Origin of the sequence: Mesorhizobium captivum (assembly GCF_033977165.1) — a bacterium.
Taxonomy (GTDB): Bacteria; Pseudomonadota; Alphaproteobacteria; order Rhizobiales; family Rhizobiaceae; genus Mesorhizobium; species Mesorhizobium captivum.
This window is the reverse complement of the sequence record NZ_JAVIJB010000012.1, coordinates 19,812-35,179: the sequence shown is the minus strand read 5'-3', so window position 1 is coordinate 35,179 and position 15,368 is coordinate 19,812. Positions and strand designations below refer to the sequence as shown.

Here is a 15,368-nt window from a genome sequence, read left to right as displayed (position 1 = left end):
CGCTGCTGATGCGCAACCGGTCCAGTTGGTCGATCACACCGTCCAGAAGTAGCGCACGATGTGGAAGAAGATCGGCGCGGCGAAGACCAGGCTGTCGGTGCGGTCGAGCATGCCGCCATGGCCCTCGATCAGATGGCCCCAGTCCTTGACGCCCTGGTCGCGCTTGATCGCCGAGGCGACGAGCCCGCCGAGGAATCCCATCGTGCAGGCGACAAAGGCGACGGCCGAAGCCTGCAGCGGCGAAAACGGCGTGATGAAGGCGAGCAGCGCGCCGAGCAGGCACGACGCGACCAGTCCGCCGATCAGGCCTTCCCAAGTCTTCGACGGCGAGACATTCGGCGAGAAGCGGTGTTTTCCGAACAGCTTGCCGAAGATGTACTGCAGCACGTCGCTGCCCTGCACGACGATGATCAGGAAAGCGATGAGCAGGAGGTTGCGGCCTTCGAAGCCTGGCACGTTGAGGGTGAGCAGGGCAGGGACGTGGCTGACGCAGTAGACCGAGATCATGATCGCCCATTGCTGCGCGGCGATGCGTTCCAGGAATCGCTCGGTGTCGCCATGCAACGCCGTGATCGCCGGCATCAGCAGGAAGCAGTAGACCGGGATGAAGATGACGAACAGCCCGTACCAGGCCGTCCACACCAGCCAATACTGGAACGGAATGACGATGCCGAACATGCCGAGCAGCACCCAATGGTCGCTGCGGCGGCTATGCGTCAGCGTCACGAACTCGCGCAGCGCCGCGAAGGAGATCAGCGCGAACAGGATGGTCATGCCGTAGCGGCCGAAGAAGAAGGCGATCGTCATCAGCGCCACCATCACCCACCAGGCGTTGATGCGCTGGGTGAGGTTGACGAGCGTCGCGCTCAGCGGCTTCGGCGCGCGCATCGAAAGGATCCCGGCGGTGACGCTGGCCGTGCTCAGCACCACAAAAAGACCGATGATCAAAATGCTGATTTCGTGGCGCATCAATCGTCTCGGTCGGGGCGCGGATCGAGCGCCAGAAGTGCTTCGCGGGCGCGCGCGAGGAAGGCGCGGCGCTCCTCGCCAGGCGCCACCGCCACCGGCGCGCCGAAGACGACCCGGCAGAGCAGCGGCACCGGCAGAAACTGGCCCTTGGGCAGCACGCGCGACATGTTCTCGATCCAGCAGGGGATGAGTTCCACATCCGGCCGCGCCATCGACAGATTGTAGAGCCCGGAGCGGAAGGGCAGCAGCTCGTCGCTCATATTGCGCGTGCCTTCCGGGAAGATGATCAGCGAATGGCCCTGGTCGAGCACCGAGAGCATGATCGAGATCGGGTTCTCCTCGGGGCTCGTCCATTGCCTTTTGATCAGCACGGAGGAGAGCATGTCCTCGGCGATGAAGCGGCGCAGGCGCGACTTCCCCCAATATTCGGCGGCGGCCACCGCATGCGTGATGGCGCGCTCCTTCTCGCTGAGACAAGCCGACAGCAGGATGAAATCGCCATGGCTGGTGTGGTTGGCGAAATAGATGCGCTGCCGGTCCGACGGCTGGCTGCCGCTCCAGATCGGGCGGACGCCGGTCACGGCCCAGGCCAGCGCCGACAGGCCGACGGAGGTCGCCGTCTGCAGCAGCGTGAAGGTCCGGAGCGCAAGCTTGCTCATCGAGGCATCCAGAAACCGGCCGTTAGGAACGCTAAGACGAAGATCGCGAAGGCGATGCGCTGCCGGGCAAGCAGGCGGCGTGTTCCGGCGATGCGCTCGTCGAGCGCGCGCGGGGAGGAGGGAGCCGGCTTCAGCCGCATGCGCGCCAGCAGGTCGTCGACCGCCGCGCCTCCCGAAACATCGTCGCTATGGCTCGCCATCAGTCGGAACAGCAACGCGTCGAAAAGCAGAAGCGCCGAAAACCCAAGCACGCCGACGGCACTCGCCGCCGCGACCAGCAGCGCCAGCACCGCGATCGGCGAGTAGAGCGCGCCGCGCGCCGAGGCGACCAGAGGCGCAAAACCGTCGCAGGCGAGCACGATAACGGCAGGCCACGCGGCCTGCTTGATGAGCATGGCGGCGAAGGCGGCTGTCTGCTGCTGATGGGCCTCGTCCCTCATGCCGGCTTGTCCAACCCGATCGGGAGAAGTACTGGTCGGCCAGAAGCGGCGAGCTGCTTGCGCGCCTGCGCCGGTGTGTGCGAGCGGCCGCTCGTGACCAGCCATTCGGCGACGACGGTGGCGCTGCGCTGGAAGCCGAGCGCACAGCAGACCAGCACCGTGCCGTGCCCGCGCGCCGGCTCGATCGCAGCCACCGCCTGGCCGAGCGCGTCCGCTGGCGTCGGCAGTAGATCGAGCATGCCGAAGCTCTCCCAGCGGCCTGACGCGTCGCGGGGCCGCTCCAACTCGGCGGCGAGATCGATCACCGTGCCGAAGCCGTTGGCTTCGGAGGCAGCGGGAAAGCGTCCGAGGAAGACGCCGTCGGCGATGGCCACGACCGGCGGCAGCTTGCGCGTCCAGGCAAGCAGATTGATCGTCGCGCCAAGCCGATGGGGCCAGAGCAGGATGCGGCTCGCCAGCGACACGCGGCCGTCCTGCGCCTTCTGGAACACCTTGGCGCCGGCCCCGGCATAGCCGAAGGCGACGATTGCGAGCCCCAGCGCCGGCCACAAAAGCACAAGCGCGGTTGCGGAAAAGAAGACGCCGATGGCGGCGCCACCAAGCGCCACGATGGCGCCCAGCCCATAGGACAGCGCAAGGCGCCTCGCCATCCTGCTGGCGCTCAGGCGAAAGCCGGCAAAAGGCGGTTCGCCCTTGGCCGGAAAGAGCCACAGCGCGAAGAAGCCAAGCAGCGCGCCGGTCGGGATGTCGATGAAGTGGTGCTGCCAGGTCGTCAGCACCGAGGCGCCGATCAGGAAGCACCAGCCGTGCCAGAGCGGCAGGAGGATGCCGCCGAGGCGCTGGCGCCAATGGTCCCAGATGATCACCAAAAGCGCGATATGCAGCGACGGCGCCTGGTTGAACGGCTTGTCGAAGCCGCCAAGCATGGCAAACAGGAAACCCGGCAGGCCGGTCGTTGCCGGCCGAACGAAGGTCGCGGTCAGCGGAAACAGGACGAAGCAGATGACGGCGACGATCTGCGCGGTGAGATATCGGCCAGCCAGCCGGTCGACGCCCTGCCGGCTGCCATTGAGCAGCAGCGACAGGCCGTAGAACAGGTTGATCGACCAGTAGGGCACGATCGTCCACGCGACGAACGGCACATGGTGCTCCCAGGAGAACACGATGCTGCCGACATGGTCGCGCGTCGAGGCCAGCCAGTTGGCGAAGCCGTAGGTCGAATAGAAGAACGGCGCGAGCAAGGCGAGCCACAGTGCGGCCCTGACCACGATCCGGCCATAGGGTTCGGCTGCTGGGTTGGCTGGAAGCGAAGGGGGCTCGGCACTGATGGGCATGCGTGGACCGTTCCTAGAGCCGCCTTGCCAGCGAGACGGTGAAGATGCCCCATTGGTCGATGCGCTGGTCGAGCTTCTCGAAACCGGCCGCCTCGACCAGCTGATCCATCTCGCCTTGTGTGCGCCGCCGCATCACCCAGGCCTGTCCGCCCCGATGCGAGGTCAGGCTGCGCGCGATCATCTCGAGCTGCGGGTGCCAGGGCTGGTTGGTGTAGAGCAGCAGGCCGCCCGGCTGCATGGCGCGGGCAAGGCCGCCGAGCGAGCGGGCGATCAGCGCATTGTCGGAGAAAAGCTCGTAGAGGCCGGAGACGATGGCGAGATCCGGCGCGGGATCGAGCCTGGCCAGCCCGTCGCCGTCGAAGGCATCGGCGCGCTGGAACGAGACGCTCGCCGGTAATTGGCGCTCGGCGATCAGCTTGCGGCCGAGCTCGACATTGAGGTCGGAATAGTCCCGCAGGCGCACGCTGGCCGGCGGATCGGGGCTCTTGGCGATGGCGTCGAGCACGTAGCGGCCGTGGCCGGCGGCGATGTCGAGGATATGGCCGGGCCGTCCGCCGGCCTTGAGCATCGCCAGTGACGTGCCAATCAGCTCTTCTAGGTTGAGCTTGCGCTGGCGGATGCCGCGCCAGCCGATGGCGTCGAGAAACGTCCGGTCGACCATGCGGCCGATCGGCCCGAGCCCGCGCGGTTCGTTCTCATAGATATAGTCCAGCGTCGAACCGGAATCGAAGCCGGTGCCGACACCGACCTTCATGCCTTGCGAGAACCAGCTGCCGATGCGGATGAACGCCCGGCTGAGCGCCCAGTACAGACCCGTCGGGGACAGAAGGTCGAGCGGCGAAGCGAGCCGGTCGGCCTCGTCGCGCGTGTAGCCGGCGATGTCCGCCTGCTTCAGGTCGACGGCTTCGGCCGGCGAAACGAACTGCCCTTCGAGGAAGGGCCGGATCAGGTCGAGCGCCTTGGCGCGGTCGCGCTCGCCCAGCGTGTCGTGGAAGAAGCCCGGCAGCACATGGCGCTCCTTGATGCGACTGCCGAGGTTGACGAAGAACTCGTGTTGCGGCGGGTGCCGCACCACCCAGTCGCTCCCCGAGAGGAGAAGCTGTGTCGGCACGGTGATGGCGCGGGCATCGGCGACGATGCGCGCCGCATGCTGGTAAAGCTCGACGAGGATGTTCGACGCGATCGGCCTTGTGATCAGCGGATCGTTTTCGAAGGAGGCGATGCGCACCGGGTCATGGGTGAGGAGGTTCGCCTTGACGTAGGAATTGACGAAGAAGCGTCCCTTGATCTTCTGCCACAGCGCGATGCCCTCCTTGGCAAAGGGAACATAGAGCTTGACCGAAAAGGCCGGCGAGGCCAGCACCATGGCCCGCAGTTTCGGCGCATAGTCATGCGCCCATGCGGCGGCGAGCACCGCGCCGAAGGACTGCGCGATCAGCGCAATATCCTGCGCGGCAAAACCGTCCCTGCCGGCGATCTCGCGCATGAAGCAATCGATGTCGCGCACCAGCGCCGAGAAGGAAGGGGCATAGCCGCGTTCACCTTCGGAGCGGCCGTTGCCGCGCGCGTCCCAGGCATAGAAGGCATGGTCGGGCATGCGCAATTCGTCGACCAGATGCGCCATGCGGCCGCCATGCTCGTGCCCGCGATGGAACAGCACGACCGCGCCCTTGGCCTCGGCGGATACCGCCGGCCAGAAACGGTAGAAGATCTCCGTGCCGTCATGGCTGCGGAACGTCCGTTCCTCCGCTTGCCGCGCAGGGCTTTCCGCCGGCGCGGCGGCGATCGGTTCGTGAAGCATGGCGTTTCCCCCGGGCGGCATGGCGAGCTTCGATGCTTAGCCGGTGCTGCCAATAAGACCGGCGCGTATCCGGTTTATGGCGGTCAGCAGCGAAAGCGTAGCCATGGCCGGAAACACAAACGGCGCGATCGACGCGGACCAGAGCCCGAAGGCGTACAGCACGGTGACCACACCGAGTGTCAACGCTCTGTCGCTTTTGCCGAACGGCCCGGCATAGTTCCGTCCGATGCCCGCGGCGATGCCGAGCACGCCGGCGAATTCGGCGAGCATCGCGGCGATAGCGAAGGCGACGACGCCCCAGGCGCCGAATTGCGGGAAGGCGGCAAAGGGCAGGATCAGCGCCATGTCGGAAACGACATCGCAGATTTCGTTCAGATACATGCCGAGCGTCGAGGCCTGGCCATGCTCCCGCGCCAGCATGCCGTCCATGGCGTTGAGCGCCATGCGAACGAAAAGCACGACGGGAATGAGGAGGAGGAGTATGCGCCAGCCCGGCAGAAGCGCGATTGCGGTTCCGGCAGCAATGGACAGCAAGGCAGCAAGTATCGTTATGCCGTTGGCCGTGATGCCCATTGTCGCCAGCCTCTCGACCAGCGGCCGCAGTCTGTCCTGGAAAGCCGGCTTGAGCGCATAGAGCGTCGGCATTGCGTCGATCCCCCGATCCACGCTTTTATCTCTACCATGAAGAGGCCGAGCGGCGCCAGCGCACGGCTAAAACACAGTGAATTTTCAGACGGTTGACGCCCGGTTTTGAACGCGTCCCCTCAAGCCGCCGCAGTCGCCATCTCGATCAGGCATCGCATCGGCTCGCGCTCGAGGCGCCGGACCTTCGGCAACCGACAGCCGTGGGTCCGTCGCATGGCTGCCATGCGATTTGGCGGCTTCTGGAACAACGCATTCCCCTTGAATGGTGAGCACGCTTATTATATATGCCGCTCATGGTTTCAGACGGCATCGACAGATTGGGATTTTTGATCCACGACGTGCAGCGCCTGATGCGCAAGCGCTTCGAGGCGCGCGCCAGCGGGCTCGGCCTGTCGTCGGCGCAATGGCGCCTGATGGTACGCGTGGCCAAGGAGGCCGGCATTACCCAGGCGCGGCTTGCCGACATGCTGGAAATCGAGCCGATCAGCGTTTCGCGTCTTGTCGACCGGATGGAGGAGGGCGGCTGGATCGAACGCCGCACCGATGCGACCGACCGTCGTGTCCGGCTGATATTTCCCACCGCCAAGGCGAGCGCGGCCTATGCCGACGTCAAGAGCCTTGCCGGCGAGGTCTATGAGGAATCGCTTACCGGCGTATCGCCGGAAGACCGCCGCATCCTGATCCGGGTGCTCGACACGATCGTGCAGAATCTGACGGACGGCGAAGCGTCGTCGCTGGAAAAGAAGACGGAAGGCGCAGCAGCATGAACGCGGCAGCCAAGATGGAAGACAACGTCACCAAGCTGGAAATGGAGGCGCCGGCGCAGCCGGCGTCCACTCCGGTTTCTTTGGCGCCCGAGCCGCAGCCGGCGCCAGCGCCGAAGAAGAAGCGGCGCCTGGGCCGCTTCCTTTTGATGGTAGCCCTGCCGCTGGCTTTGCTCGCCGGTGGCGCTTATGTCTGGGTGACGGGCGGGCGCTACCAGGACACCGAGAACGCCAACCTGCAGCAGCCGAGGATTTCGATCGCTTCCGATACGGCCGGCCGTATCGTCCAGGTCGGCATTGCCGACAACCAGGCGGTCAAGGCGGGGGATCTTCTCTTCGTCATCGACCCCGAGCCTTACCGGATCGCGCTGGCCCAGGCCGACGCGGCTGTGGCCGCCGCGCGCCTCAATGTCCAGCAGCTGCGCGCCGCCTACAGCCAGGCGATGGCGCAGGAAAAGTCGGCCAAAAGCGAAGTCGACTATGCGCAGTCGCAATATGACCGCGCCGCCGATCTCGCCCAGAAGGGCATCAACGCCAAGTCGTCGCTGGACGAGGCCCGCAACGATCTCGACAAGGCCAAGCAGCAGCTTGCGGTCGCGCAGCAGGGCATCGTCAGCGCCAAGGCGGCGCTTGGCGGCAATCCGGATATCGAGACCGACAAGCATCCGACCGTGATGTCGGCGCTCGCCGCCCGCGACAAGGCGGCTTACGACCTCGCGCAGACCACGGTGAAGGCGCCAGCCGACGGCATCGTCTACCAGGCCTCGTCCTTCCGGGTCGGCCAGTACGTCGCTGTCGGCACGCCGCTGTTCGCACTGGTCGAGACCGGCGACACCTGGATCGACGCCAATTTCAAGGAGACCCAGCTCACCAACATGAAGCCGGGTCAGAAAGCCGAGATCGTGGTCGACACCTATCCGGGCAAGACCTTCGAGGCGACCGTGAAGGCGATCGGCGCCGGCACCGGTGCCGAGTTCTCGCTGCTGCCCGCCCAGAACGCCACCGGCAACTGGGTCAAGGTCACCCAGCGCATCCCCGTGCGCCTGGAACTGACCGACCCCGACGCCAAGATGGCGCTGCGCACCGGCATGAGCGCGACGGTCACCGTCGACACTGGCGTGGCGCGCGGCCTGCCGTCGATCTTCGGCCACGCCACGGCCGGCGAGCACGCGCAGTAAAGGAAAATTATCTCGCGAGGACGAGCGGGCGCAGGGATTGGTCCGATGGGAGGAGTGGAAGAGATCAGCATCCAGAGCGAGCCGCACGGCTTGGCCAAGCTGAAGCTTTCGACACGTACCCGTCGGTCCTCAGGTTTCCGGGCGGCAGGGATCCGCTCGAATAGAGACTTTCGGTCGATGTAACCCCCACATCGATAGTCGCGTCCCACCGCGATGAGGGTCTCTCAACGGAAGGCTTCGCCGCCCGGAAACCCAGTGTACGTTTTTTGTTACCTGCTGGAAGTTCGCCACCATGAGCACGCCCGAACCCTTCAAGGAAGTGCCGCACCGCGGGCTGATCACGGTCGCGCTCATGCTGGCGACGATCATGCAGGCGCTCGACACCACGATCGCCAATGTCGCGCTGCCGACCATGACCGGCGACCTCGGCGCCTCGCCCGACAACATCAACTGGGTGCTGACCTCCTACATCGTGGCCGCGGCGATCATGACGCCGGTCACCGGCTGGCTTGCCGATCGCCTCGGCCGCAAGGAACTGTTCCTCGCCTCCGTCGTCGGCTTCACCATCTTCTCCATGCTCTGCGGCCTCGCCTGGAGCCTCGAGACGATGGTGCTCTTCCGGCTCTTGCAAGGCGTGTTCGGCGCGGCGATCGTGCCGCTGTCGCAGACCTTCCTGCTCGACATCAATCCGAAGGAACGCCACGGCCAGGCGATGGCCATCTGGGGCGCCGGCATCATGCTGGGGCCGATCCTGGGCCCGACGCTCGGCGGCTGGCTGACCGAGAACTTCAACTGGCGCTGGGTGTTCTTCATCAACCTGCCGGTCGGCATCCTCGCCTTCATCGGCATGGCCGCCTATCTGCCTGTCGTCGCCAAGCGCGTGCGCAGCTTCGATTTCTTCGGCTTCGCCATGATCTCGCTCGGCGTCGGCGCGCTGCAGCTTCTGCTCGACCGCGGCGGCGAGGTAGACTGGTTCTCCTCGGCCGAGATCTGGATCGAACTCGCTTTGTCGATCACCGGCTTCTGGGTGTTCATCATCCACACGGTGACGTCCGAGCGTCCCTTCATCGATCCAAAGATCTTCCTCGACCGCAATTTCGTGACCGGGCTGGGCTTCATCTTCGTCATGGGCGTGCTGATCCTGGCCTCGATGTCGCTCTTGCCGCCGATGCTTGCCAACATCTTCGGCTACCCGACCGTCACCATAGGCGTCGTGCTGGGGCCGCGCGGCATCGGCACGATGATTTCAATGCTGTTCGTCGGCCGCATCATGCACAGGATCGACGCGCGTATCCTGGTCGCCATCGGCTTCCTGCTCACCGCGCAGTCGCTCTACACCATGGCGAGCTTCACGCCGCAGATGGACAACTGGCTGATCATCTCTTCGGGCGTCATACAGGGTCTGGGCATGGGCATGGTGTTCGTGCCGCTGTCGACGGTCGCCTTCGCCACGCTCGACGCGCGCTACCGTACCGACGCCACCTCGCTGTTCAGCCTGGTGCGCAATCTCGGCTCGTCGATCGGCGTGTCGGTGGTTGCGGCGCTGATGGTGCGCAACACGCAGGTGAACCATACCGAGCTTTCCGCCTTCATCAATCCGTACAATCCCAACCTGTGGGCTGCCTCGCCGGCGGCCGCAGGCGGCGATCCCGCCGCGCTTTCGCAGGTCGACAGGCTGGTGAATGTCCAGTCGATGATGATCTCCTACATCAACGACTTCAAAATCCTGATGGTGATGACGCTGCTTGCGGTTCCGTTCGTGGTCCTGCTGCGCAAGCCGAAGGCGGCGCCGGCGGCTGGCGCGCCGGCGGCACATATGGACTGATTTTCGAAGGGATCGCTATCGCGATTCGTTACCTGCCCAGCACCAGCGCCCAGTAGCGCAGGCTGGGGTCGCGGCCGTCGCGCACATAGGCGAGGCCGAAGCGGCTGAAGTCCGGATCGAGCATGTTGCGCCGGTGGCCGTCCGAATGCATCCAGATGTCGAACAGCTTTTGCAGGTCGAAGCGGCCCTCGGCGATGTTCTCGCCGGCAGCGCCGCGTACCCCGTTGCCCTTCATGCGCGAGGCGAAGTCCTTGCCCCAGCCGGTCGTGTGGCTCATGCGGGCGCGCGACGCCATGTAGCCGGCCTGCTGGAGCGCTGCCTGTTCGAGCTGCGCATCCGGCACCAGCGTCGGCAATCCGGCCGATGCGCGGATTGTGCTCAAGGTGGTTGTAGCGGAGGACGACACGCCGGCGCCTTCGCCGGTCGGCAGCGCGACGCTGCCGCAGGCGGCAATGCCGCCAAGCGCCGCCAGGCCGGCGGCCTTGAGCCCAATGGCTTTGAGCAATGCGCGTCTGTCGACATCGCGGGAATCGATGGTCAGGCTGGTCATGCGGCCTCTGATACCGGCGATCATGGCTTTTGCCGGGCAGGCGTTGAAAATCGCCAGGACGGCGAAGCGATTCGACAACAGGAGGTCTGCCATGCTCCACCACATTTCCCTCGGCGTCTCGAACATCGAGCGCTCGGCCGCCTTCTATGACGCTACATTGGCGCCGCTCGGCTATGTCCGCGTCTGGGACGATCTCAGGCCCGGCGAGCCCGATCAGGCTGTCGGCTATGGCCCGCCCGGCGGCGGCGACAAGCTGGCGATCAAATTCCGACCGAAGGGGCAGCGTCCGCCCGGACCGGGATTCCATCTGGCGCTCGCCGCTCCTGATCGCCAGAGTATCGCACGGTTCCATGCGGCCGCGCTCGCCCATGGCGGCAAGAACAATGGCGGGCCAGGCCCGCGCCCCGACTACGGTCCGCACTATTACGCGGCTTTCGTCATCGACCTGGATGGGCATCGCCTCGAGGCGGTGTTCAACGCGCCGGAATAGGCGAAACGAGCTTCGCTGCGTTGAAAATCACGTGGGCGACAATTCCCGGAAGATCGGCTATGATCACGGTGTTTTGAAAGTGGCAGCCACGGGCGGCCACCCAGGCGGTGACCGCCCCCGCGGAATACGGAGGACGGTTATGGCTGGTTTTCACGTCATGGCGGACGCGCGAGGGATGCATGTGCAACCCACGGTGCGCCACATCACCACGTCGGATCTGTGGGATGCGTTGCGGCTCGGCGCAGAGGATTTCTGGGCCAAGCCTTCGCACTATGTGTTCCTGTGCCTGATCTATCCGATCGTCGGCCTGATCCTGACGCAGTGGTCGTCTGGCTCCAACGCCATCCAGCTCGTCTATCCGCTGATGTCGGGCTTCGCGCTGATCGGACCCTTCGCGGCGATCGGCCTCTATGAGATCAGCCGCCGGCGCGAGCTCGGCATGAGCAGCCGCTGGCACCATGCGCTCGACGTGCGCCATTCGCCCGCGCTGCCCTCGATCGCGGTGATAGGCATCCTGCTTTTCGCGCTGTTCCTGCTGTGGCTGTTCGCCGCGCAATCGATCTACACCGGCCTATTCGGCGCCGAGCCGCCAGCTTCGGTGGGCACGTTCCTGCGCGACGTGCTGACGACCGGCAGGGGCTGGATGCTGATCCTGCTCGGCAATGCCGCAGGTTTCATCTTCGCGGTCGTCGTGCTTGCCACCACCGTGATTGCCTTCCCGCTTCTGCTCGACCGCGACGTCGGCGCCGTCTCGGCGATCGAAACCTCGGCGCGCGCGGTGATGGCAAATCCGCTGCAGATGGCGCTCTGGGGCCTGACGGTCGCCGTGCTTCTGGTGATCGGCTCGATCCCGCTGTTTGCCGGCCTTGCCGTCGTCATGCCGATCCTCGGCCACGCGACCTGGCATCTCTATCGCAAGGTGGTCGAGCCGGAGCAGATCCGGCCGGTACGCAGGCCGATGTAAAGCACTCTAAAGCAGGTCGCGTGAAAAAGGATTCACGCGACCTGCTTTAGGTTCTTGATTTTAAGCATGTCTTCGTCCCGAAACCGGGCCCACTTTCGGGAGACATTAACGCTGCGCTTCGGTTGCCATCCGAAGCGCCAGCGCGGTCAGCACCGTGCCCATCATCCAGCGCTGGACGACCAGCCAGAACGGCCGTCCGGCGAGGAAGGTGGCGATCGAGCCTGCCGTCACCGCGATGATCGCGTTGACGGTGAGACTGATCGAGATCTGCGTCACGCCGAGCAGCAGCAGCTGCGACAGCACATGACCCTTGGCCGGGTTGATGAACTGCGGCAGCAGCGACAGATAGAGCACCGCCACTTTCGGGTTGAGCAGGTTGGTCATCAGGCCCATGACGAACAGCTTGCGCGGCCTGTCCTTCGGCAGCTCGCGGACCTGGAAGGGCGAGCGGCCGCCTGGCCTCAGCGCCTGCCAGGCGAGCCACAGCAGGTAAAGCGCGCCGACGATGCGCAGCGCGTCATAGGCGTAAGGCACGGCGAAGATCAGCGCCGTGATGCCGAACGCCGCCGACAGCACATAGAACAGGAAGCCCAGCGCCACGCCTGCCAGCGAGATCAGCCCCGCCTTCGGCCCTTGCGACAGCGAGCGCGAGATCAGGTAGATCATGTTCGGCCCAGGTGTCAGCACCATGCCGAGACAGATCAGCGCGAAGGTCAGATGATTGGCGGCGTCGGGCACGAGGCGTCTCCTGGAAAGCGCGCCTCAGATGTGCCCTGCCTCGCAGAACGGCACAAGGGCTTCAAGGCGCCGGCCGTTGCGCCAGCCTCGATGCGCCAAATCCGGCCGTTTCTCGACCAGGAGGTGATAATCCAATACACTTCCATTCACCTAGAAATTCGAGAGTCAGCTTTGCACGGGTCAACGCAATGCAAATCTCCTTCAAGGGCAAAAAGGTTGTTGTAACGGGTGCCAGTCGCGGCATCGGCCGATCAATCGCTCTGGCATTTGCGGCGGAAGGCGCCGATGTCGCAATCTGCGCCCGCGGTGCGCCGGGGCTCGAAGCGGCTGAGGTCGAGCTGAAGCGGCATGGAGGGACCATTTTCGCAATGCCATGCGATCTCGCAGAGGCATCTGCGCCTGCGAGCTTTGTGGCGGGAGCCGTTAGCGCGCTCGACGGTATCGACATCCTGGTCAACAACGCGTCGGGCATCGGCATGAGGGATGACGAGAGCGGCTGGCGAGCCAGCATCGACGTCGACCTGATGGCGACGGTGCGCACCACCCAGGCAGCCATCCCGTTCATGGAAAAAGCGCGGGCTGGCGTCATCATCAACATCTCGTCGATTTCCGGTTTCAGGGCGGTGCCGCGCACTTTGCCTTACGCCGCGATCAAGGCGGCGCTCGTCAACTACACAATGGGCCAGGGGTTGGCGCTTGCGCCAAAACGCATCCGGGTAAACGGCATCGCGCCTGGTTCAATCGAGTTTCCAGGCGGCGTGTGGGATAACCGCAAGGCGTCCGATCCCCAACTGTATCAGCGCACGCTCGACAGCATACCTTGGGGGCGGTTTGGCACGCCGGAGGAGATCGCAAAAGTTGCACTGTTCCTGGCGAGCGACATGGGAAGTTGGATTACGGGGCAAACGATCGCGGTCGACGGTGGCCAATTGCTGGCCTCAAAGACGGGCCCTTCAGCGACATTGCCTGCATCGTGAAGCATACTTTCAGAGCCTGGACGCTGACAATCAACGCCTATCTCTGATTTCCGGCCTTACCCCACAACCCGCAAATTCGACAACTCGTTCGCAATTTCCTTGAAATTGTCGGACAGCGTCGCGCCGGTCGCGTTCCAGAACAGTTTTGCCGGCTTGCTGGGATCGGTCGGATCCTTGCGGAAGCGGGAGTCGGACGAGCAGGTCTTCAGCGCCTCCATCGCTTTCTTGTCGCCGGCGTCGGTCGAGGACATGTCGAGCGCCACCGTCATCACCATGATGTTGGCTGCCTTGGCATTGTCGCAGAGCTTGGCCATCTGCTCGTTGAGGGCGCTGGTGTAGTTGCCGGACGAATAATTGAACTGGCCGATATCGCTCGATGTGCCGCCGAACAGGCGGGTAACCGAAGTGCGGTTATAGCCGACGCCGGTATAGCCGTAGGCGGCATAGGTCGACTTGTTGCCGGCAGGGTCCGGATTGACCGTCGAATAGGTGTTCTCGCCGTCGGTAAGCACGATGACGACCTTGTCGTTGCCGCGCTCGGTCTCCGGCCGTCCTTCGGTGAACGGTGCCGCGCTGGAGACGGTGCGCCAGCCCCAGGCCATGCCTTCCGGCACATTGGTGTTGCCGTTGGGAACCATCAGGTCGATCGCCGCCTTGACGGCTGCGAGCCCGTCGGCGTTGGTGACGTCGGTGAGCGGCGTGATCGGCGTCGTCGTGCAGCTGTAGTTCGGGCCGGCGCCCGCGCCCAGCACCGGGGCATTCATCGGCCGCGGCTGGAAATACTTGGCAATGTTCGATTGCCTGGTCTTGCCGGTGGTGCTCGACGGGTCGTCGTTCCACCAGCTGTTGGCGGCGCCGTAGGTTTTCGGCGGAAGTTCGTCCGGATCCTGCGTCACTTTCCAATGATTGCCGGGCTCGTCCGGCGCGAACATCGGCACGAACATGGTCGCGGGGTCGCCGACACCGATGCCGGTGTTGTTGGGGCCGCCCGATGCCGGCGTGTCGTCGACATTGTAGGGATAAGGCCGCACCTCGACGCAACCCTGCCAGCTGGCGAACGGGCCATAGGTGTCGTTGTAGTCGTATTCGTTGTGGCTGCGCTCGCAGGTGTTGTTGGAACGGTATTCGTCGCAGACGACACGCTTGCTGCCGACGATGCGCTCGTGGCTGGTGACGACCTTCATGTCCCGGTAGAGCGAGAAACGGCTCAGCGCCTGGCCTTCCTCCGTGCCCCAGCCGGTGCCTTTCTTGTACCAGATGCCGTTGATCTTCTCGGCGTATTGGTCGGCGGCGTTGAGCGTCGACCAGTCGAAATTCTCGTTGGCGATCGGCGACAGCCCGTAGACGTCCATCCAGGAGGCGTTGTCGTTGTCCGGACCGACATTGACCGAGGCGGCGAAGGGCACGAGGCTGAACTGGACCGGCTTGTCGATCTGCTTGATCTGCGCCGCCTGCTGGGCCAGCGTGTCGACGAGCTGCTTGGCGGCCTGCTTGAGCAGGTCGATGCGCTTCTGCCCTGTGCCGGATCCCTTCATCGACATCGAGCCCGAATTGTCGAGCACCATCGCCACTTCCAGCGTGTTCTTCAGCCGCACCTGCGAGCACGGCCCGAGCGTGATCGGCTTGTTCGCGTCGCCTTCGGACGCGCCGTTGAGCAGAGCCGCCGCAGGGTAGAAATAGGGGTGGTAGTTGAGCGTCGCGCACATGCTCACCAGGCCGCCGCCGGCCTGGCTGCTGGGCAGCGTGACGTCGAGCGAGATCGTCGCCGGGTCGATGTTGTTGAGGTTGGCGTTGAAGAAGTCGACCGCATAGGCCCTGATCTGATCGTCGGTCGCGCCTTCCGCCAAGCGCCTCGCGGCGGCGAAGTTGGCCGCGTCGAGCGCATTCAGCACCATCTGCTTTTGCCGGTTGAGCTCGGTGAAATCGACGGCGATCGCCAGGGCGCCCATCAGCGGCACCATGGCAATCGCCGTCACGAGGGCATAATTGCCGCGCCGGTCGCGGCAAAATCGACGCCAGAATTCGCGCATCTGT

At 64.8% G+C, this 15,368-nt stretch carries 15 protein-coding genes; 6 read left to right on the top strand and 9 right to left on the bottom strand.

The window, feature by feature from the left end:
* Positions 1-33: 33 nt before the first annotated feature.
* From RFM40_RS12590 to RFM40_RS12565, 6 genes are read right to left on the bottom strand one after another with little or no spacing between them, the layout of a single operon-like run.
* The gene (locus RFM40_RS12590) at positions 34-969 is read right to left on the bottom strand and encodes a phosphatidate cytidylyltransferase (protein ID WP_320226337.1); all 936 of its coding nucleotides are present in this window, start codon (positions 967-969) and stop codon (positions 34-36) included.
* Complete coding sequence (locus RFM40_RS12585) at positions 969-1,628, bottom strand: lysophospholipid acyltransferase family protein (RefSeq protein WP_320277620.1); 660 nt, start codon at positions 1,626-1,628, stop codon at positions 969-971. The genes RFM40_RS12590 and RFM40_RS12585 overlap by 1 nt, the downstream gene beginning before the upstream one ends.
* Positions 1,625-2,068 (bottom strand): hypothetical protein, encoded by a 444-nt coding sequence (locus RFM40_RS12580; RefSeq protein ID WP_320277619.1) that lies wholly within the window; start codon positions 2,066-2,068, stop codon positions 1,625-1,627. Before RFM40_RS12580 ends, RFM40_RS12585 begins: the two co-directional genes overlap by 4 nt.
* A complete protein-coding gene (locus RFM40_RS12575) occupies positions 2,065-3,402 on the bottom strand; it encodes a phosphatase PAP2/dual specificity phosphatase family protein (RefSeq protein WP_320277618.1) in 1,338 nt (445 codons plus the stop codon). Before RFM40_RS12575 ends, RFM40_RS12580 begins: the two co-directional genes overlap by 4 nt.
* A gap of 13 nt (positions 3,403-3,415) precedes the next feature.
* Positions 3,416-5,203 carry a bifunctional alpha/beta hydrolase/class I SAM-dependent methyltransferase gene (locus tag RFM40_RS12570; protein WP_320277617.1) on the bottom strand — a complete coding sequence of 596 codons (1,788 nt, stop codon included), beginning with the start codon at positions 5,201-5,203 and terminating at the stop codon, positions 3,416-3,418.
* Positions 5,204-5,239: 36 nt separating this feature from the next.
* Positions 5,240-5,848 carry a CDP-alcohol phosphatidyltransferase family protein gene (locus RFM40_RS12565; protein ID WP_320226342.1) on the bottom strand — a complete coding sequence of 203 codons (609 nt, stop codon included), beginning with the start codon at positions 5,846-5,848 and terminating at the stop codon, positions 5,240-5,242.
* Positions 5,849-6,141: 293 nt separating this feature from the next.
* Here RFM40_RS12565 and RFM40_RS12560 point away from each other — a divergent pair, with 293 nt between their 5' ends.
* The 3 genes from RFM40_RS12560 (at position 6,142) to RFM40_RS12550 (ending at position 9,615) form a co-directional block, all read left to right on the top strand.
* Positions 6,142-6,615 carry a MarR family winged helix-turn-helix transcriptional regulator gene (locus tag RFM40_RS12560; RefSeq protein WP_320226376.1) on the top strand — a complete coding sequence of 158 codons (474 nt, stop codon included), beginning with the start codon at positions 6,142-6,144 and terminating at the stop codon, positions 6,613-6,615.
* A complete protein-coding gene (locus tag RFM40_RS12555; protein WP_320277616.1) occupies positions 6,612-7,790 on the top strand; it encodes an HlyD family secretion protein in 1,179 nt (392 codons plus the stop codon). Before RFM40_RS12560 ends, RFM40_RS12555 begins: the two co-directional genes overlap by 4 nt.
* 292 nt (positions 7,791-8,082) lie before the next feature.
* Entirely contained in the window at positions 8,083-9,615 is a 1,533-nt protein-coding gene (locus tag RFM40_RS12550; protein WP_320277615.1) for a DHA2 family efflux MFS transporter permease subunit, read from the top strand.
* Positions 9,616-9,643: 28 nt separating this feature from the next.
* Here the strand turns inward: RFM40_RS12550 and RFM40_RS12545 are convergent, their stop codons facing one another.
* On the bottom strand, positions 9,644-10,165 hold the full coding sequence (locus RFM40_RS12545; RefSeq protein ID WP_320277654.1) for a CAP domain-containing protein: 522 nt from the start codon (positions 10,163-10,165) through the stop codon (positions 9,644-9,646).
* Between the two features lie 91 nt (positions 10,166-10,256).
* Here RFM40_RS12545 and RFM40_RS12540 point away from each other — a divergent pair, with 91 nt between their 5' ends.
* The gene (locus RFM40_RS12540) at positions 10,257-10,655 is read left to right on the top strand and encodes a VOC family protein (protein WP_320277614.1); all 399 of its coding nucleotides are present in this window, start codon (positions 10,257-10,259) and stop codon (positions 10,653-10,655) included.
* 139 nt (positions 10,656-10,794) lie between these two features.
* Positions 10,795-11,619, top strand: coding sequence for a DUF2189 domain-containing protein (locus tag RFM40_RS12535; protein ID WP_320277613.1), 825 nt, complete (start codon positions 10,795-10,797; stop codon positions 11,617-11,619).
* A 105-nt stretch (positions 11,620-11,724) separates the two neighbouring features.
* Here RFM40_RS12535 and RFM40_RS12530 read toward each other — a convergent pair whose 3' ends face one another.
* Positions 11,725-12,357 (bottom strand): LysE family translocator, encoded by a 633-nt coding sequence (locus RFM40_RS12530; RefSeq protein WP_320277612.1) that lies wholly within the window; start codon positions 12,355-12,357, stop codon positions 11,725-11,727.
* 188 nt (positions 12,358-12,545) lie between these two features.
* Between RFM40_RS12530 and RFM40_RS12525 the strand changes: the two genes are divergently transcribed.
* On the top strand, positions 12,546-13,334 hold the full coding sequence (locus RFM40_RS12525) for an SDR family NAD(P)-dependent oxidoreductase (RefSeq protein ID WP_320277611.1): 789 nt from the start codon (positions 12,546-12,548) through the stop codon (positions 13,332-13,334).
* 56 nt (positions 13,335-13,390) lie between these two features.
* Here RFM40_RS12525 and RFM40_RS12520 read toward each other — a convergent pair whose 3' ends face one another.
* Positions 13,391-15,364, bottom strand: a complete 1,974-nt coding sequence (locus tag RFM40_RS12520; protein ID WP_320277610.1) for a pilus assembly protein TadG-related protein — start codon at positions 15,362-15,364, stop codon at positions 13,391-13,393.
* Positions 15,365-15,368 lie beyond the last annotated feature (4 nt).